17 protein-coding genes are annotated in these 19,315 nt (G+C 38.9%); 3 read left to right on the top strand and 14 right to left on the bottom strand.

Features of this window, described 5'->3' with window-relative positions:
- The 12 genes from MHI18_RS07050 to MHI18_RS07105 all read right to left on the bottom strand — a co-directional run bounded on the left by MHI18_RS07050 (position 1) and on the right by MHI18_RS07105 (position 11,924).
- Positions 1-465 (bottom strand): type II secretion system protein, encoded by a 465-nt coding sequence (locus MHI18_RS07050; RefSeq protein ID WP_340846676.1) that lies wholly within the window; start codon positions 463-465, stop codon positions 1-3.
- Complete coding sequence (locus MHI18_RS07055; RefSeq protein ID WP_340846677.1) at positions 455-1,297, bottom strand: GspMb/PilO family protein; 843 nt, start codon at positions 1,295-1,297, stop codon at positions 455-457. Before MHI18_RS07055 ends, MHI18_RS07050 begins: the two co-directional genes overlap by 11 nt.
- Entirely contained in the window at positions 1,294-1,968 is a 675-nt protein-coding gene (locus tag MHI18_RS07060) for a PilN domain-containing protein (RefSeq protein WP_340846678.1), read from the bottom strand. The genes MHI18_RS07055 and MHI18_RS07060 overlap by 4 nt, the downstream gene beginning before the upstream one ends.
- Complete coding sequence (gene pilM, locus MHI18_RS07065) at positions 1,968-2,966, bottom strand: type IV pilus biogenesis protein PilM (protein WP_340846680.1); 999 nt, start codon at positions 2,964-2,966, stop codon at positions 1,968-1,970. Before pilM ends, MHI18_RS07060 begins: the two co-directional genes overlap by 1 nt.
- Positions 2,967-2,991: 25 nt before the next feature.
- Positions 2,992-3,741, bottom strand: coding sequence for a prepilin peptidase (locus tag MHI18_RS07070; protein WP_340847606.1), 750 nt, complete (start codon positions 3,739-3,741; stop codon positions 2,992-2,994).
- 32 nt (positions 3,742-3,773) lie between these two features.
- Positions 3,774-4,202, bottom strand: coding sequence for a type II secretion system protein (locus MHI18_RS07075; RefSeq protein WP_340846682.1), 429 nt, complete (start codon positions 4,200-4,202; stop codon positions 3,774-3,776).
- Positions 4,203-4,316: 114 nt separating this feature from the next.
- Complete coding sequence (locus MHI18_RS07080; protein ID WP_340846683.1) at positions 4,317-5,528, bottom strand: type II secretion system F family protein; 1,212 nt, start codon at positions 5,526-5,528, stop codon at positions 4,317-4,319.
- Positions 5,529-6,569, bottom strand: coding sequence for a type IV pilus twitching motility protein PilT (locus tag MHI18_RS07085; protein WP_340846684.1), 1,041 nt, complete (start codon positions 6,567-6,569; stop codon positions 5,529-5,531).
- 12 nt (positions 6,570-6,581) lie between these two features.
- Positions 6,582-8,246, bottom strand: a complete 1,665-nt coding sequence (locus MHI18_RS07090) for a GspE/PulE family protein (protein ID WP_340846686.1) — start codon at positions 8,244-8,246, stop codon at positions 6,582-6,584.
- An 18-nt stretch (positions 8,247-8,264) separates the two neighbouring features.
- Positions 8,265-9,680, bottom strand: a complete 1,416-nt coding sequence (locus MHI18_RS07095) for a VanW family protein (protein ID WP_340846688.1) — start codon at positions 9,678-9,680, stop codon at positions 8,265-8,267.
- 24 nt (positions 9,681-9,704) lie between these two features.
- A complete protein-coding gene (locus tag MHI18_RS07100) occupies positions 9,705-10,427 on the bottom strand; it encodes a PRC-barrel domain-containing protein (protein ID WP_340846689.1) in 723 nt (240 codons plus the stop codon).
- 57 nt (positions 10,428-10,484) lie between these two features.
- On the bottom strand, positions 10,485-11,924 hold the full coding sequence (locus MHI18_RS07105) for a hypothetical protein (RefSeq protein WP_340846690.1): 1,440 nt from the start codon (positions 11,922-11,924) through the stop codon (positions 10,485-10,487).
- Between the two features lie 120 nt (positions 11,925-12,044).
- Between MHI18_RS07105 and MHI18_RS07110 the strand changes: the two genes are divergently transcribed.
- Genes MHI18_RS07110 through MHI18_RS07120 form a run of 3 tightly spaced genes read left to right on the top strand, consistent with a single transcriptional unit; the run spans position 12,045 to position 14,765 of the window.
- Entirely contained in the window at positions 12,045-12,542 is a 498-nt protein-coding gene (locus MHI18_RS07110) for a type II secretion system protein (RefSeq protein WP_340846691.1), read from the top strand.
- Positions 12,539-13,138 carry a type II secretion system protein gene (locus MHI18_RS07115; protein ID WP_340846692.1) on the top strand — a complete coding sequence of 200 codons (600 nt, stop codon included), beginning with the start codon at positions 12,539-12,541 and terminating at the stop codon, positions 13,136-13,138. The genes MHI18_RS07110 and MHI18_RS07115 overlap by 4 nt, the downstream gene beginning before the upstream one ends.
- Positions 13,139-13,148: 10 nt before the next feature.
- Complete coding sequence (locus MHI18_RS07120) at positions 13,149-14,765, top strand: hypothetical protein (RefSeq protein ID WP_340846693.1); 1,617 nt, start codon at positions 13,149-13,151, stop codon at positions 14,763-14,765.
- A gap of 19 nt (positions 14,766-14,784) precedes the next feature.
- Here the strand turns inward: MHI18_RS07120 and MHI18_RS07125 are convergent, their stop codons facing one another.
- Positions 14,785-15,699 (bottom strand): ankyrin repeat domain-containing protein, encoded by a 915-nt coding sequence (locus tag MHI18_RS07125; RefSeq protein WP_340846694.1) that lies wholly within the window; start codon positions 15,697-15,699, stop codon positions 14,785-14,787.
- 90 nt (positions 15,700-15,789) lie between these two features.
- Positions 15,790-19,296 (bottom strand): DUF5057 domain-containing protein, encoded by a 3,507-nt coding sequence (locus MHI18_RS07130; protein ID WP_340846696.1) that lies wholly within the window; start codon positions 19,294-19,296, stop codon positions 15,790-15,792.
- Positions 19,297-19,315 lie beyond the last annotated feature (19 nt).

Genomic DNA, 19,315 nt, shown 5'->3' on the forward strand with positions numbered 1-19,315 from the left:
TTATTTAGGCGTGACCAGTTCGACATTTAATTCAGAGATGGGCGCAGGTCCATCAATCAACTTCGTATTCTCCATGCGCGAACACAGCTTCCGCTTTTCACCATATAAACAGATGCTTACTACTTTTTCTTTCTCAACCTTTACGTAGGAACCGTTAGTGGTAGTCCAGAGCGTTCCTGTATCAGGGTCTTTGATTTCATCCAAAAATCCCTCTTCAACAAGTAATTTATACGAGATTTGATCACCTACATCATGATCATTTGCCACTTGATCTTTTAAATAATAGGTTGCCGCATCCTTTACTGCATACGAATTAGAGACAAATGACTGAGTCCTAGCTTTCTCAATAAGCCCGCCGACTGCCGGCACTGCAATCGCCGCAATGATTCCGAGAATCACGATTACCGTCAAAAGTTCGATCAACGTTAACCCCTGCTCAGATAAAGTCAGTCGTTTAGCTCTCATCTTCGCCGCTCTCCGCTTTCTCTGTCACAACTGGTGAATTATTAAATGGATCCCGTTTATTACTCGGCTTCGGTGCTTCAATAGTCGGCATTTGATCTTGCAGATCGCTTAGGGTTGGTGCGTAAAAGACAGAGATGGTGAGTTGATATTCCAACTTTTCACTGCTCTGTTCGATGGAATGAATCTCTTCAGAACCGTTAAACGTTAAATTATCTACCTTAAGAATTCGTTTCATCGAATGCAAAGATTCTAGAAAAGCTTCCATTTCAAAAAAAGCAGGGGATTGCACGGTCATGGCAACCGATACTTTTTTCACACCTTGAGGAAGGAGATCCACAACCTCTGCTGCCGGGTCCCCTTCTTCATTGGCAGGCTCTTCTTCTGTTGTTGTTGCTGTTGCTTGTTCATTGGTTTCTCCTGCCGTAGCAGTACTAGATTCCGCAGCTTTTGCATTCGCAGCTGCTAAAGCGGCGGCACTTTCTTCTTCACTTAAGATAACCTCACCATCAACAAAAGCCATGGTTGTAATGGCGCTGCCGGAGATCACTTCTGCTTTTTCTAAATTCAACACCAATTGGTCAACAGCTTCTTTAACCGGCAGCTGCTTCTGCAGTTCAACTGTGGTAGCAAAGCTTGTACTCCCAGTTGATGAAAGTTCCGCATTCAATGCTTCCATCTGTTTTTCCTGATTGGATAGCTCTGTTTCCTTCGTAGTTATCTGTGTATTCAACGGACTGAGTTGCCAAAAGTAAAGACCGGTGAACAAAAGCGAAACAATCAATACGATGGCGAAAAAGACTAGGAACTGCTTCTTATCGATTGCACCTTTCATTCAGGGTTCTCTCCTTCTGCTTCATCTTTTGTGTCCAATTCCTTGTCACTCTCTTTACCTTCCGTATCATCCTTCACAGTTTGTCTGTTTAGGGAAAGTGTATAGAGGGCGAGATAACGAGGCATAAACGGATCATTGATTAACTTCGACTCATTTTCTAGGTTATCTTCTTGATCTTTTAAATCAATTATTTCGGCTGATGTCGTAATCCCAGTTAATTTAGCATCCTTAATCCATTCCGACTCAGTCAGCTTCGTTAAGTAAAAAGCAGCTTCACGCGACGAATCAAATTGAATCGATAAATTAATACTGCCATCATCATTATAAGCAAAGTTCTGAAAGAAGCCTCTCTCTGGCAAAAAAGAGATTAAGTGCTGTAATACCGGTACTGTCTCAATCGGATAATCACGAGCCCACTCAACAATTTTTTCAAGTTCAGCCGCAGAATTAGAGCTTTCAAAAGTAGCAATCTTTTGACTTTGCACAGCAATCGTTTCTTCCATTCGCAGTGTTTGTGATTGAAGAGACGCGAGACTTTCTTGTTTCGCTGCGTATTGCCAGTAAAACAAACCGATTCCTATCGCTGTTAGGACGAGAAAAAAGATAATAAAAACAGGCAGTCCTGCTTTACGCGGTGCTTTTTTCGGTAATAAATTAATATCGACTAGCATCACTTCACCCCTTTCAGAGCGAGTCCGCAAGACAATAGGTACTGATTTGGAAGGATTTCTCCTTTAGTTGGTGTTAGTAATTCCGTATCAATAAAATCGATTGACGGTTCAAAGCGGCGGCCGATTTCTTCTGAAATTTCTTCTAAAAACGGATGATCACCAGTAAGCAGGATTTTTGTTACATCCACAGCTCCGCGGTTTAAGGAATATTTATAGAAATCAATAACACGTTCAATTTCTGTATAGGTATCTTCAAGCATGGTCATATAATCTGTTTTCTCATTTTTTTTCAATACTAACTCATACTGTTCAGTGATAGTTGAAAATTCTTTTTCCCACTCACCCGCTTCATCTGAGATAGAAATCTGTCTCATAAACACTGGCTTATCATCGAAAAAAATACTAGCATTCACTGTTTCAAGGTCAACTTGCAGCAGCATGAGGTGATCTTCCGCACTTGCCTGTCCACTTAAATCATACAGTCGGTATAAAGACAGCGGCGAAATATCAGCGGCAATCGTCTTTAATTTACATTCTTCTAGAAGATCACTATATTCGGAGACAATACTTTCTGGAGCAGCAAATAGCAGTAGTTCTTTTTTATCGTTGGTTTCATCAAGGACAACTGCATCAAAAACAGGGTCTTCGAAGGGAAGATGGATCGTGACCCCAAGTTCTAGATAGAGGTAACCCTCAATTTCATCATCTTTTACCTCTTTGGGAATCATGATTTTCCGAATAATGATAAACGGATCAGGCACTAAAAAGCGAACCTGTTTTTTTGTCAATTTCCATTCATCGATGATTTCATCGAGTATATTTTGCAGTGTCTCATGATCAAGAATCTTTCCGTCGCGAATCACACCAGCAGGCAAATAATGTTCACCATATGATTGAATCACAGGTGGATTAATGGATTTAAGTTCCGTGTGCCGGATGACATGATCTTTAAATACGAGATTGACAATTTTTTTATTCCCGGTAAATGAGAGAGCCATAGAGAGTACCCCTTATCTTAAAAAGTCATGGTGCAGAGAGAAAGTGAAAATACCAGTTTAGTAGTTGTTCACCGTAAAAATAGGCGGTCAGTGTTCCAAACACAATAAATGGACCAAAAGGAATGGGATTTTTGCGTTTAAGCAGACCAAGCATCATGCCAGCAATACCGATTACAGCTCCATACAAAGTGGCAAAGAAAAACGAAAGCAAGACAAGCTTCGTACCAACAATAAAGCCCAAGAGACCAAACAGTTTGATATCGCCGCCGCCCATGCCGCCTTTGCTAATTACTGCAATAAACAACAACAGTCCAAAGCCAACTGCAGCCCCGAGCAATGAATCCCACCATGGACCAAGCGGGAGAAAGAACCGTATAAACAAAAAAACAACTGTAAAAAACAGAAGTATTTTATCTGGTATCAACATATATGTAACATCGGACACAAAAATAATCATACAAAGCGAAATCAATGACCAAGCAACAAATAACTCGCTTGTCCAGCCAAGCACTAATGGCGCAGCTGCAAACAACAGCCCTGTCATCAATTCAACAATTGGATAAAGCGGAGAAATCCGCGACTTACAGCCGCGGCACTTCCAGCCTAAACCTATATACGAAACAACTGGAACTAATTCAAAAGCCGAAAGCTCTTTATCACAAGTCGGACAAGCCGAGCGCCGCGTTGTGAACGACTGCTTTACCGGGACGCTGAGACCGACTACGTTATAGAAAGAGCCTAGGGAAAGGCCGAGTATAATAATTAAAGAGTATATTAATATCACTAAATATCACAACACCTTATCTATTACTTATCTACAACGGCAGATCTTTTAAGCTCACTTTTTCCTTTATCGAGTATATTTCTTTTTCCATTAACTAATGTAACTTTATAAGTATAATTCGTCCCAGTTTTAGTAATTTGCACAAAAGAATCATCAATATTATAGTTTCCGCCATCAGGGTCTTCGAAATCATCAATTTGGTTATCCGCAATCATTTCTTTCAATGTATATGTTTTTGTATCTTCGTTTGAATTAGAAGATACCCAAATCTTAGCTGAGCTGATCATTTGCTGTGCATTAGCTACGTGCGCATCTTTCTTCGTATTATCGATCAATCCGCCGATACTTGGGATAGCAATGGCTGCGATGATTCCGAGAATAACGACTACGGCTAACAGTTCGATAAGTGTCATGCCTCGTTCGTTTTTGAGTGCTTTTTTGACAAAATTCATGTTTATTCCTCCTAATGGTATATGTAGGGCTTTTTACCCTATTTTCTTTGTTAATACATATAATACTATATTTTCCTCGAAGAGTATATACATAGTATGTCATTTTTTTACATGCTACATTTTGTCTACTTGGTTAAATATATCGAACATTGGGACCATAATGGCTAGGACAATGACCCCAACAATTCCTGCTAAAAATACAATCATTAATGGTTCAATGAGAGACTTTAACTGGTCGGTGCTATTGTCTACTTCCTGATCATAAAAGTCGGCTACTTTAGACAGCATGGCATCCAGTGCACCGGTTTGTTCACCAATGCTGATCATTTGCGTAATCAGCGGCGGGAAGGCCCAGTGATCCTTCATTGGTTCGGTAATCGATTGGCCTCGTTCTAATGCATCGCGAGCGTCACGGACGACTCGGGCAATGACTTCATTTTCTACAACTTCTTCTACAATCGTCATGGCATGAAGAATTGGGACTGAACTTGCGAACAGAGAGCTTAGCGTACGCGTTAATTTCGCCAATGCCGCCTTTTGTATCATGGAACCGAATAACGGAATTCGCATAATCGCATAATCATAGTAATATTTCGTTTGTTTATTTTTTTGAATATAGATAATTCCTACTACTAGTAAAATGATAATCAGTACAATAAAGTACCAAGCTTGTTGCATAAAGTCACTAGCATCTAAAACAAATTGGGTGATCGCTGGAAGTTCACCGCCAAAGTCCGAAAACATATCCGCAAATGTCGGCACGACGCTTGTAAGTAAAAAAATCACAACAACAATCGCCATGATTCCGACCACCGCCGGATACGCCATCGCTGATTTGATTTTGGAGCGGGTCACATTTTGTTTTTCAAAAAAATCGGCTAGTCTTTCTAGCGTTTCATCCAAATTACCGCCTGCTTCACCCGCGCGAATCATATTAATGTACATCGGTGAAAAGATTTTCTTATGCTTGGCGGTCGCCATAGACATGGGATTTCCTTCACGCAGGTCTTGTTCCACCTCTATGAGTGCTTTTTTAAGATACTTACTTTCCGTCTGCTCGGCTAATATCCTTGTCGAATCAACCACCGACACCCCCGCTCTAAGCAAAGTGGAGAATTGTCGGATATAAATGACGAAATGCTTTAGTTTTACAGGATTACCAATGGTAATGTCCTTAGTCAGCATCGTTTCTGGCACTAGGGTCATCTCAATTACGCGGATTCCGCTGCTTCGGAGTTTCTTTACGGCATCACTTTTGGTAGGCGCGGTTACGCTGCCAGACTTTTTACCGTTTTTGTCTCTGCCGGTATAGTTGAACTTAGCCATTTACTCCACCCTACCCTGTATAAACGTGTACGCGTTTTCCTTCGAGATAATCCCTGCATCAAGTAATTCTTTAATGCTGCTCTCGAGCGTATGCATTCCTTGAGCACGAGATGTTTGCATCACATTCACAATTTGATGAATTTTTTCATTACGGATTAGATTGGATACCGCTGCATTATTAATCAAAATTTCAGTGGCTGCTTTCCGGCCTTTTTTATCAATCGTTGGGAATAACCGTTGAGATACAATCGCCACTAATACAGAAGCAAGCTGAATTCTTACCTGTGCTTGCTGTCCGGGTTCAAAAACATCGATAATCCGATCGATGGTTGTCGGAGCACTCGATGTATGGAGTGTAGCAAAGACCAAGTGTCCAGTTTCAGCAGCGGTAATAGCTGTTTGAATGGTTTCTAAATCACGCATCTCACCAAGAAGAATCACATCAGGATCCTGACGTAGGGCTGAACGTAATCCATTGGCGAAATTATTCGTATCAAAGCCGACTTCACGCTGATCAATAATACAATTATGGTGCTTATGCAAATACTCAATTGGATCTTCAAGCGTGATGATATGTTTACGCATTGTATAGTTCATATATTGAATCATCGCAGCCAGTGTGGTAGATTTCCCACTTCCGGTTGGTCCGGTGACTAGAACGAGTCCTTGAGGCTTGGCTGCAATTTGCTTTAATGACTGAGGCAAGTCCAACTCTTCAAGCGTCGGAATTTTCGTGGGAACAATTCGGATTGCCATGGCTACACATGAACGCTGAAAATAAGCATTGATCCGAAATCTCGACACACCAGGAATTCCGTAGGAAAAATCAAGTTCTCCTTTTTCCTTAAATTCATCCCACATATTATCTGGGATGATTCCACGCGCCATTCCCTCTGTTTCTTCCGGTGTGAGAAGCTCTTTTCCGTATTTCTTTAGTTCTCCATTTAACCGCATAACAGGCGGCACACCTACGGTTACATGGATATCTGACGCCTTTAATTCATGGCCTGCACGCAGAAGTTGATCAATTTTCGTTTTCATAACTGTACCCCTTTACTCTAATACTGCTACACGCAATACTTCTTCCGTTGTGGTTAGACCCTGTTTTACCTTTAACAAGCCATCATCCATTAAGAATACAGTTTTAGCCTTAATGGCCATTTCGCGAAGCTTCGAGAAGGACTCACCGTTCATAATGACTCTTCTCATATCATCTGTCAGTACGAGTATCTCATGGAGAGCAATTCGGCCTTTATAACCGGTCATATTGCAGGAAGCACAACCTCTCCCCTTGGTTACGTGATCAACTTTAAACCCACGTTTTGCAAAAATCTCTATTTCTCGTTTGGATGGTTCCTGTTTTTGCCCACAATCTCGGCAAACCCGGCGGACAAGCCGTTGGGCGACAACACCGCTCAACGACGAGGCAACTAGAAATGGTTCAACTCCCATATCTACAAGCCTTGTAATCGTACCAAGCGAGTCATTTGTATGAATCGTACTTAAGACCAAATGACCCGTGAGCGAGGCTCTGATTGATACTTCTGCGGTTTCCCTGTCACGGATTTCTCCCACCATAATAATATTCGGATCTTGCCGAAGAATGGAACGAAGTCCTGCTGCAAAGGTCATCCCAACACTTGCATTTACTTGAATTTGATTAATTCCTTCTAATTGATATTCAACGGGGTCTTCAATCGTAATGATATTCACTTCTTCGCTGTTCAAGAGATTCAGCGCTGCATACAATGTGGATGATTTTCCTGAACCTGTTGGACCCGTTATCAGGACAATCCCATTGGGCTGATCAAGCATCGTACGAAAACGCTGCAGATTTAAGTTATTGAAGCCTAGCTTATTTAAGTCATTCAACGAACTTCCAAGATCGAGAATTCGGAGAACGATTTTTTCACCAAAAACGGTTGGAAGACTCGATACCCGTAAATCAATCGGTGAGAATTCTAAATTGACTTTAATCCTGCCATCCTGGGGAACCCGGTGTTCGGTTATATCTAATTTAGCCATAATTTTAATTCGGGCAGTCAGAACATTTTGCATCGATTTTGGCAATACTTTTTCGGTACGCAACACCCCATCAATCCGGTAGCGGACCACGATTTTAGTTTCTTGGGGATCGATATGAACATCACTCGCCTTTTGTGTCACCGCATTGGAGAGAATTTGGTTTACCAAGCGAATCACTGGAGAGTCTTGATCCCCTCTTTGCTCTTCTTGAACAGCATTTTTTGAACTGGAGAGGTCATCTAATAGCTCGACTAGGCCTTCATCCATGTCGTAATACTTAGAAATCGTCCGCAGGATATCATCCTTTGTCGCAATGGCCGTTTCAATTTGAAAACCTGTCGCCAAACGTAAATCATCAATCGCTATAAAGTCCATTGGATCGGCCATCGCAATATAGAGCCGTTCTCCGTCTTTTTTCAAGGGAATAAGCAAATTTCGTTTAGCCGTTTCCTTTGAAAGCAGCGCGAATAACTTTGGATCAAATGGATAATTAAACAAACTGACATGCGGAATTCCAAGCTGGAATTCTAGAACTTCGATCAGCTGCTGCTCCGTAATAAAGCCTTTACGAAGCAAGACATCTCCGAGACGCTGATTTTTCGTTTTTTCCTCTAATGCAGCATGAAGCTGATCTTCATTAATAAGACCAGCTTCTACTAATAAATCACCTAAACGTTTTCGGGTTTGTGACATAGTTAAACCCCGCTTTTCTTATTTTTCCGGTGCATCTGGATCTTCCCAGATATTATCATCGGAATCCTCTGTTCGTTCAGAATCAACTTCCTTGTTCGGTGTGGGCGAATCCGAGTCCGTAGAGTCACCAGTTTCCCCCTGATTGTCACTCTCATCGGTTTCTTCCGTACGACCATCCTCACTATCAGAACCCGACTCATCTTCCACACCATCACTGTCTTCATCCTTTTCAACATCAGAAGGATCTTCTGATTCTTCATCCGTACTTTCAACTACTGGAACAGATAATGGATGAATTTCAATTCGATGAATAGGCGCATAAAAATCTTCTGAAATTTCTTCTGATTCAATCAAATTCCCTTTTTCATCAGAAATTTCCCTTGTGATTTTAATCGAGATTCCTTCTTTACCTGGTTCAGTTACGTTCATCTGCCCGCTGGTAAGCTGCGAGTCAAATTGAATGATTGTTTTTGGTTGATACCTTTTTTCGGCACTTTTCTTTACTTTGTATTGATTCAGGAACGATTTCCCTTTGAGTAGCACATTTAAGTTTTTACCACTTTGGGTAAATTCAAGGAAGTAAGAATTTTCATTTATGTTTGAAAAAACCAAATCAGTATTCTTTTTCGTATTGACCTTCGCTTCCATACCCAGATTCGCATAGCTTGGAAACTTTGTACTTACGCTTCGTTCGATAATTGCAAAATTCGTCGGAAGAATGGTTTCATAGATGCCTGTCGCAATCCGGCTCAATGCTCCCGTACTATAGATTTTATCTTCCTGAAGATCTTTCAGTTTGTTCAACAGCGAAAATTGTGTTCTCCCCTGAATCTCAACAGGTTGTATCAAACTGATTATTTCTTTAATCTCACTGCTATATTTTCCTGTTTTAATGACTGCTTTTGCGATTACTTCATCCTCAGCAGTCACTCCATCCAAATAATTTTCTAAATGGAACCGATAAGAACCAGCGGTAAGCATGGTTGCGCTCGCACTTATATCGTTTGCCAGCTGCTCCGTATTTACCGCCTCCGAAGATAGTGAAATTGATGTATCATATACTGCTTCCAACAAAGTTTCCTGATCAATCAATACTGAAACTAGATTTTTTTGACCAGATTTTACATTTGCCAGTGTTTCTTCTACTCGAAACTGAGTATCAACATCACTCGCCTGATTTTCGATTTCTTTATACGTAAGATTAATGGTCGTTCCTTGCTTCCAAGCTACAATCTCTTCCTCTAGCAACTTCTTAATCTCCGGTTTCGTCTTACCTGAAATATTCAGACCTCCAAGTGTCGTTCCTGGTTCCATAATATCTTGGTCATTGACCAACTTATTAAACGCTGATGCCCCAAAATGTGAAAAACTGAGGATATAACCTGTTGATAGGATAAGAGCAAGAAATAATTTCAGCGTCTGCTGGTTCCTCACATTTAGTTCTCTCCTTTTAGACGATTACGCTTCCACATTCATGGACAAACCAACCAGTACACCCGGTCCCACTTCTTGTGCATGCCTAATGTCTTCCTCTGATAAAACAGAGCCTTCAGCGAAAAGTATATTCCCTGATGGATCTTCGACATTACGAATTAATTTCTTTCCTTTTAACAACTCAATTTGCTTATTCTTGATTTCCATACCCTCGTCAAGAAACATTCCCTCTTCCACATCATCACTGTTTAGTAATTGGTTCGGGTTATCAAGGAAGTAACTCGGCGCTTCTTCCGTGACGATTAGAATATCTTTTCCGAATGTTAGAACGGTTTCAGAAGGAAGAATCACTTCTTTATCCTTAATCTTTATCAGCATACCAATCACATGACCGTTGTCTTCATCTGTGAAAAATTCCATAACAGACCCTAGAAGTTCACCTTTACGAGTCATCACTCTTGCATCTGTTATTTTAATTTTTTTATTGACCAGCTGGTTCGCAATTGGAATTTCATTCAAATCTATAACCGCGCCCTCACTATCTACTGTTAGTGCATACTCTCCAATTCCAATTACTTTTTTAAATGGAATGGCTTTAACACTTACCTGCCAGTCTTCATGCTCTATTGTTAGAAAATCGACCGATCCCTTTTCTGGATTAATCACCAATGATTTAACTGTGCCAATTTCAAGTCCCTCTGAAATACTTATAATGGGAAGTCCTAGCATTTGTGCGCTTGTTCTCATTTCTTCACCCTACCTAGTCTATGAATTTAGATTATTGTATGCTGCTTATCTAGTTGTTTAAAATGATAATCTAGTATGATCCTTGCAGAAACGATTGCTCAGATAACTAATTTCTGCCAGCACAACCGGGTATGCTTGGAATTTGTTCTCTAAACGTGCTAAAAGCTGTGTCAGCTTTTCTTGATTTTTCGTCTGAACGTACTGCTGAATTAACATGTTGGCAAATATATAATAATCCTGATGCGGCAGACTATCGTCTAAATAACTGCTGACCAGCAGTTCATAATCCTGATCACTCTTCTGTTTTTTAGCAAGTACTAATTCCTCTATTAATGTCTGGAACAGCTCTTGTTGGAGCTTGGTTTTATGAACAGGCATTTCAGATTGAGAATCTTCCTTTACTGCTTCTTGTTGTTCAATACTAGTATCTATATCGGTTATAGCTGGTGCTTCTTCAGCAATTTCAGCTAAAGCTTCTACTTCTTGCACCATGATTTCTAAATGTTCATCAATTTCCGCAGGGCCTTCTGCTGTTTCTGTTTCCTCTATGAACTCTAAGATTTCTTCTGAATCAATTTCTTCTACTACATTCTGTCCAATCCACTCAGGTTGTTCTTCTAAACTAGCAGCGGCTTCACTGTCAGTAAACACTTCAACATAGACATTCTCTTCAAGTGAATCTATTTCCTCAGTAACATTTTCACTTTCAAGAAGCTCAGCCAGTGAAATGACTTCTTCAGATTCCTTACCTGCTTCACTAATCAGATTTTCATCTTCGTTTACAGGTACTTCCTCAACCTTGATTGTCTCCGACTCCAACACTTCTAAAAATAAATCTTCGTCCCACTCATCCACAATTTCTGCTTCTGTTTCATCAGACTCTACAACCTCTAAAAATAGGTCCTCATCCCACTCTTCTACTAGTTTCGACTCAGAAACGGACGGCTTGTCCTCTACATCTGGATCTTCCACTTCCATTTGGTTTTGGAAAAAGTCAAACTCTTCAGAAGTTAAAACTGGGGTTGGATTAGATTGAGCTTCTGGATCATTCTTGATTTCTTTTTCCAAAATAATGTGTTCTAAATCAGGTTCACTATCAAAATCAACTATTTCTTCTTTTGATTCATGAAGAAGCTGTTCGAAATCTTGATCTCCTTGTTCACTAAAATTAATTGCCTGTTCGATTCCTTTATCATTTACTGTCGATTCGGCAGAATAATTGTATGAATAGTCCTCATTACCTTGTTCATTTCCTATCAAAGCAAATAACTCGGTTTTCTTCTCAAATAGATAGGTAAATATAACGAGAAGAAGCAATGATAGAAGAGCACCTAACCAAGGATTGTAGGTAAAATTAGCTATTAATCCCGCCATAGCGGCGATCATAGCTGCCCCCATAAGAATTACTTTCCCCTTAAAATCGATACCCATCGGGAGAAAATAAAAAATTGGAATTAGAAAAACCAGAGAAATACATGCAAAAATAATCGTTTCCAATTTATTGCCCCTTCTCTAAACTTGTATTTTTTTCGTATAAAAGAATTTATAACCATAATTACAAAAATCGCCTATAATTATTGTATAATAAATACAGTTATATTGAAAGAAGGGAAAGCTATGAAAAAAATGATTTTTTTCAATACCCAAAAAGGATTTACCTTAATTGAAGTCCTTCTATCAGTCTCACTGCTGGGTATTATTTCCGTTTCTATCCTATCATTCTTCAATCAATCCTATGATTATACAAAAAACAACCAAAGTAAAACGGTAGGTATAAATGTTGCTAGAAACGTTGTTAATTATATAGAACAGCTGGATTTTGATAAAACGATGACTTATCTTACTAACACAACAACAAGCCCATTAGTCCTAAATAAAAGTAATTGTGCCGACCTCAGCAGTGACGCTACCTGCCAAAGGATCTTTGAATCTGTCATTAACAACGTTCGATTTGAAGCCGTCGTTACACTAAATAAGTATGAAAAAGATTCTACTGAGAAAATTGATGCAGAAGTCGAGACCCCCCTTCAATTAGAAAAAAACTTGATACCGATTTCTGTTAACGTTACATGGAATGAACAGGACACCACGGTGAAAGGGATTATAAAAAAATGAAACAACTACTTTCATCTAATCGCGGTTTCACGCTCATTGAAGTTTTACTGACTGTAATGATTGGGACAATTGTCTCTTCTATGATTTATTTATTATTTACGACCGGACTCAATCTCTATCAAAAAATCCAAATCGAAGGACAGCTTCGAGATGAAGCCGATTATATAGCGACGATGATTTTAGATGAAATGTACAGCAATTCTCCTGAAAGTATCGAAACGACAGCTGATGGCATTAAGCTTAACCGGGCCGGTACAAAAGAGATTAACAGCTATCTTATCGAGGATACTGATACGGATAAAGCGGAAATAGACATTTATTTTAAAAATGGTCAATTTACGATTAATAGGACCAAAGAAAGTGGAACTGAGACGACGGTTTTAGATATTCCAAGTGCAACCTTACTAGATGAGTTAGACGGCAAGAAAACAGAGATTTCACTAGCCCCTTCTTCTGCTTGTACAAATAAGGGAGACCAAAAAGAATGTACACATGGCACACTCAATGTAACGATGGTTATCGAAAATAATCCTCGAATACAAGGCTCACTGATTAAAACAGAACCGCTCGTTCTCGAGAGCAGCTTCGGATTTTAAGGAGGATCATATGTTAAAAAGTCAAAAAGGCTCCACACTTATAGCCGTCATGCTGGTCTTTCTCGTTCTGACAACCCTGCTTCTAGTCCTTTTAGCTGCAAATATTGGCGGTGCTAAACGTACCGAAACGCGTGAAACGGATATTACCGAAAATCTAGATGCGCTGGCTGCCATGAAAGAAGGGGTTGCTGTTACCCAAGCATTTATCACTAATAACAGCCCGACTCTGCTTACTTCAATCACTACCTATGATACGCAACTTAAAAAATTTATGGATGAAGAAAATGCTAAAAACATTGGATACAAGCTTAAGGATACAACTAGTGCCCCTCTGACAGCTGGTTTTACGAGAGTACTAAAGGTAACTAGTCCACCTTACAGCCAGTTAGTTTATGTAACCGCCACTCCAAGCTTTCTAAAATATGCACTCGGATCGCGTTCAAATCTAACCATGAATGGTTCGCCCTCCATCCAAGGAGATATTTATTCACGGTATTCCTTGAATATTAGTAATGAAGCATTATATATGAATAACGGCGTGCTTCAATCAAAATCAACGTATCTCCCAGTTAGTAAACATTCACCCGAAGTTACTTCAGAACTTTTTATTGAAGAAGGGGATCTACAGCTTTGTACGAGTGGAAACTGTTATAGTAAAACCGCCAATGCTTATAAAAAAACAGCCGGCTGGGGAACCCTATCCCGTGAGAAGTTACCAATAGATATCCACACAGCTTTTAGTGACAAATATGCCCCACGATACGCACAACTGGATGCACCCTTTGCTGATATCGATATCCCTGGTACTTTTCTAGAAAAAGCAAGAGATGTCGGGATTATGCTAAGCGATTTTCCTACTGCGTTTTACGATACAGAGGAAAAAAGAAATGAAGCTAAAGTCGCCCATATCCGCGATCAATTAGCAAAAGAAGCTCCAACGTATACAGATTCGAAAAAATTAGAAAAACCTCCAGCATCTCCATATATATTGTATCGCGGCGATCCAAATATTAATGTATCCTCCTTAACCGTACCTGAGGATGGATGGCTGATTATTGATGGTGACGCAAATTTTGAAGATAACGCTCAAAAAGCACTCGATATAAAAGGAAATATTTTAATAACCGGTAATTTAAAGCTGACAGGGAACTTGAGTTTTGATTCTGTTATCTATGTATTAGGCCAAACCACCATAAAAAATGCTAATATTCATTGTTATCAAAATTCCTGTACAACCGGAACAATTGATAAAGATATTTGGAAAAATCCCGCCTTTATTTTAATGACTCAGGGCAATTTAGATATTAACTTAGTTAATAAATTTAACAAAACTACAGCTGGAATTAATGGATATCTGTATACCGCTTCAGTCGCGGATGTCTATGGAGTAGGATCGTTACTGAATGTGACGGGCGGCCTCTTTTCAAAAGATAACTTAACAATTAATAGTTTTAGAGGGAATGCAGCAGAGGGCACCCCTGAACTGACTTTTGACGAAAAAGCTGATATTGAATTTTCAAGATTTAAAATCGTTAACAATAAACGACTATTTTTCGAACAAGAAGATGCATTACCTAAAGTTAAACAGCTTTCCGCCGTTCCAGATCGACTGGAAAAAGATAACTAACAAAAAAACTCCGCTCAGATTAGTCAGCGGAGTTTTTTAATGTATCCATCACGTCTTCATGCTTCCATTCTTTTGCGTATCCATAAGCAGTTATTCCTTCAGGACTTTTTAACGCTGCGTTTGCTCCGGCTTTGAGTAACAAATTAACTACTTCAACGTTACCAAACTCACTAGCATACATGAGCCCTGTTTTTTTAGCTTTATCCTTTGTATCTACGGCTATATTATGTGTAAGAAGCAAGCTGACGATATCACTCCGGCCATTAAGAACTGCACTGATTAAAAGGCTATTGCCACTTTTATCTACGACGTTAACCTGCTTCTTATCTGCCTTTATCAGCTGTTCACAAACCTTCGTTTTTCCTGACTGCACAGCGTAAGCTAGAGCCGTTTCACCAGTTTTATTGCTGACAGCTGGAGATATTCCTTCTTCCAGCAAGAGCTTCACTACCTCATCATTGCCTTTTAATGAGGCATAATGCAGGGCCGTATTCCCCTCGTTATCAACAAGATTCAACTGATCCTTATCCTGTTTTATCGCTGTTTTAAACAACTTAACAGCATCTTTTTGCATGTCAGGATTACCTTCAAGCTGAATACTATCATTCAATGAAAGTGACAGCTGAACAAACAGCGGCATGGCTGATTGTTCATTGATTTTCGCGTTTTTTTCCAATAGTTCGTTTGCGATAGCATACTCCTGATAAGCAATCGCATATTCAAGCGGTCGTCTACCATTCTCTGTTTCTGCTTTTAGTAGTTTCGAGTTATCTTCTAATGACTCCAACACCTGTTTTTTATTTCCAGAAGTAATATTTTCTATAAATGCATGAAGTTCTTCAGGATTCACCTTAGCAGTTGCTGATGTATACGCATAGAAACCAGAACCGGCTGCTACCATAATAATCAAGAATATTACTAGATATTTCTTCAAAGGAGTTCTCATTTTACACCCTTTCTATGATGCATGCAGCGAAAAATAAAAAGAAAAGAGGGCATGGAGACTGCAGCCCTCTTGTTCCTTTTAATACTTATCATCATCGTTGTTATTACCGCCGCCACTGCCATTATCGCCTTCTTCACTGACTATGACAGACACCTCAGCAGTAAATTGCATTCCTTCTTCATCAATAACTTTTACGGTCACCATGGATTGACCTATTCGTTCGCCCGTTATCTCACCTGTAATTTTATCGAGTTTAACATAATATTCCTCACCCTTAGCTTGGGTAAACTCAGTGGATTTTACATTTGTTGAATCTGCTGGGTGTTTAATAACCGTAATAGTATTAGTCTGACCTTTGGTAATATATATCGGCCCGTCTACCGAAATGGATGTCAATGGTTGTCCAACCTTAACAGTTACCTTTGTTGTTACTTTTCCATCTGGAGTTGTTACCTCTAGTATAGTTTCACCTGTAGCATTTCCTTGAATTTTACCGTTCTCTACTACCGAGGCAATGGTTGGACTGAGTGAAGTCCACACCACTTCCTTATTTGTAGCATTATCAGGTTCAACCCTAACCGTAAATTTATCGTAAATCTCTGTTTTATCGATTTTCACACTATTAGGCGTCACTATGATATTTGTGACGGGTACATTTTTCACAGTAATAGTAGCAGTTTTTTCAGTCCTGACACCTTCTGAATTTAGTCCCGCGACAAACAGTTTAATTGTACCTTCTTTTAAACCTTTAATAGTGAAGTCATCTTTATTAATAGAAGCTGTTTTCTTATTATCCGTCTCATCAGCAAGCCAAACTTCTAAACTAGATCTACCATCTTCAGGTACTATAGCCGTAATAGGCAACGGCAATGTTTCACCAACATCTATGTCCATATCTTTTACAGTGAATTCTTCAACTGGAATCCGAACTGTAATGGTTGCACTAGCTTCTTTTACATTCCCAAAGTTATCGGTTACTTTTACTTTAACAGTGGTCTGACCTTCCTTAATAACCTTAGCAACACCAGTCGCAGGATTAATCTCTAGGTTTTTCCCACCACTCTCTTCACTCCAAACAATCTCTTTAATTCCAGCCTCTTCAGGAAGTATTTTTAAATCAAGGCTGAAATTCTTTTCAGAACCTTTACTTAAAATATAGCTTTCTGGGAGTTTAATCCCGGTCAAAGCCACATCAGCAAAGAAATTAATAGAATTGAATGCTGGTTTCTCCTTTTTATCGTTTAGGTCTGTATAGCTTAGTATTGAATCGTTAAGGGCATATTGACCTTTCTTAATCGGTGTTACTTGAACCGAAAAAGTTATGGGCTTTGCCGTAAATATAGGGTTTCTTTCAGTTCCGGATTTTTCATAAATGATATCAGAAAGGTTTCTAACCAGTTTGATTCCTGTTTCTTCACTGCCTGTTTTCGTTCCTTCTGAGACCACTTTTAAATTCGCTGGAAAATTTTCTAGTAACTGTATTGACTTAACACTTACTTCATCTATTTTTTTAAGCTTCAAGTCATTAACTAATGATTCAGCAGCTTTCCCTGTAATGGCCTGCGGCGTCACTATATAATCAACAATTACATTCTCCCCAGTTTTCACTGGACTTGGTGCTGATATAGAGCGATTCACTTCTAGACTAGCTGTTATCTTTTGAATAAGAACCTTAACTACCTTTTCACTTATAGCACCAGAAGCATCGGTTGCTTGAATTTTTATCAGAACCTCGCCGCCATTTGGCATTTCATGTCTCAATGATTCATTTATTGTCGATCCATTAGTAACATCATTATTGGTCGAGACTAATTTGTCATTTATAAACACCTTAGTAGACACTTTCTTATCTTTCAAATCATAATCTTGTAATGTGTATGATAATTCGATATTCTGATTTGTTGGAATGATTTGATTTTCTGAAGGCGTATGCACAGTAATTTCAGGTGCATGATTCGAACCTAAAAATGCACGGTACATCGTATTGACGAATAAACGTTGTTCTTCATCTGGAAAACCAGTACTTGTATGGCCAGTTCCTGAATAAGTAATATTCCCCTTAGAATACGTATAATAATGATTCCAACTGTCATTCGCATCCCGACTGTCTTCATCAATGTTATACCATGAAATGATATCGGGATCTTCTAAGTTCAATGTAAAATACTGATTATGAGTATTAGCAATTTTAATATTTGTTTTTTCATTACCTTGTGCATCTTTATCAATTGAGAATGGATAAGAAGTAACGAGCCCTTTATTAACTATTTTTGTGTTTGTTGCTTGGTTCGGTGCAGAATATCCTAAATTGGTCATTGGGTTATCTTGCCCTGTCGCATCTCTAAAGTTTTGCACCCAAGTGTTTGTAGTTGAACCATTTTCGATGAAAATTGTATCATGAGTAAACATAACACTTTGCTTAGAATTAATATAAGAATTTACAGTGTCAGCGGCAATTTGAGAAATAGCTGCTGATTTATTATATGAATCAGCGAACCCGAAGATCACCATATCGTATTTACCATTGATTGTCCGATGTGTTGTTGAATTAAATGTCGTCATGTTGACTACATCTATTTCAATATTATATTCATCTGTTCTTTTTAAATAGGATTGCTTCATGTTTGATTCGGTCTTTAGGGAACTTGAATTTGAACTATTCGTAACTTGAAGAACCTTTACATCTACTGATTTTCCTTTAAATTTAATCATACCTTTTTCATAACTTTTTAGATTCGTTGCATTGTCCACTAATTCCAGCTTCCAGTACCGTACCCCTGAATAGCCTTTTGGCAATACAAAGGAAATGGTTGACGAAGAAGATAACACATCTTTCTCAGCCACGATTTCATCTGTTGAATATTTATCGTCAAAATTAGAATCAATATATAGTTTAGCTTTTAAGCTTCTAGAATTAACATCAGCAGGAACGGTAACATTCATAGTAAAATCAAGCGTATTTCCCGGCACATACTGGGCTGTTTTACTAGGTTCTCTGGTCAAAGAATAACTAGGTGTTTGTTTATATGCATTGCTAGTTAAAAACTGATTAAAGTCTGATCTAAATTCTCTTGTTCCTGTAAAAAATTTCTTATCATATAAAATAACATTAGCCGGTGTATTGGATAAATACGTATTAAATTTTTCTTTTAATTTATTTCCTGTCTTGATGCTGTCTACGTCCAAAATAACAGGTTGACCCTTTATAATAAAATCTTCAATAATTTCATTTGCTTTTAACCTGGTTATGTCATTCATAACTCCTGAAGTATTATGATTTTTCCCGCTTACTCCCGTACTTGTATAGTTGCCTTCCATAATGGCAATCACATCATACTTGCCATCTAATTCCTCACGTAACGCAACAAATTTTTTCATCGTCATAACCGTATAGTCAAAATCATAATCAAAATTCCCTTTTTTAAGTTGGCTCGGTAATTGGGATCCTCCGGAAGCCACAATCTCAAGCACCCGTAATTTTGATCCTGATTGTATAGCTGCTTCGGCATTATTAGACATAGGTGTGAAAATCGAAAAAATCAGCAATAATGACAAAAAGATTGTACTTAGTTTCTTCATGTCCATACACATCGCTCTCTTATAA

Source organism: Peribacillus sp. FSL H8-0477 (genome assembly GCF_038002765.1).
GTDB lineage: Bacteria > Bacillota > Bacilli > Bacillales > DSM-1321 > Peribacillus.

Bases quoted from the DNA above. Each gene is read 5' to 3' on its own strand.
- MHI18_RS07050 (WP_340846676.1), bottom strand. From the start codon at position 465: ATGAGAGCTAAACGACTGACTTTATCTGAGCAGGGGTTAACGTTGATC.
- MHI18_RS07055 (WP_340846677.1), bottom strand. From the start codon at position 1,297: ATGAAAGGTGCAATCGATAAGAAGCAGTTCCTAGTCTTTTTCGCCATC.
- MHI18_RS07060 (WP_340846678.1), bottom strand. From the start codon at position 1,968: ATGCTAGTCGATATTAATTTATTACCGAAAAAAGCACCGCGTAAAGCA.
- pilM (WP_340846680.1), bottom strand. From the start codon at position 2,966: ATGGCTCTCTCATTTACCGGGAATAAAAAAATTGTCAATCTCGTATTT.
- MHI18_RS07075 (WP_340846682.1), bottom strand. From the start codon at position 4,202: ATGAATTTTGTCAAAAAAGCACTCAAAAACGAACGAGGCATGACACTT.
- MHI18_RS07080 (WP_340846683.1), bottom strand. From the start codon at position 5,528: ATGGCTAAGTTCAACTATACCGGCAGAGACAAAAACGGTAAAAAGTCT.
- MHI18_RS07085 (WP_340846684.1), bottom strand. From the start codon at position 6,569: ATGAAAACGAAAATTGATCAACTTCTGCGTGCAGGCCATGAATTAAAG.
- MHI18_RS07090 (WP_340846686.1), bottom strand. From the start codon at position 8,246: ATGTCACAAACCCGAAAACGTTTAGGTGATTTATTAGTAGAAGCTGGT.
- MHI18_RS07100 (WP_340846689.1), bottom strand. From the start codon at position 10,427: ATGAGAACAAGCGCACAAATGCTAGGACTTCCCATTATAAGTATTTCA.
- MHI18_RS07110 (WP_340846691.1), top strand. From the start codon at position 12,045: ATGAAAAAAATGATTTTTTTCAATACCCAAAAAGGATTTACCTTAATT.
- MHI18_RS07115 (WP_340846692.1), top strand. From the start codon at position 12,539: ATGAAACAACTACTTTCATCTAATCGCGGTTTCACGCTCATTGAAGTT.
- MHI18_RS07120 (WP_340846693.1), top strand. From the start codon at position 13,149: ATGTTAAAAAGTCAAAAAGGCTCCACACTTATAGCCGTCATGCTGGTC.
- MHI18_RS07130 (WP_340846696.1), bottom strand. From the start codon at position 19,296: ATGGACATGAAGAAACTAAGTACAATCTTTTTGTCATTATTGCTGATT.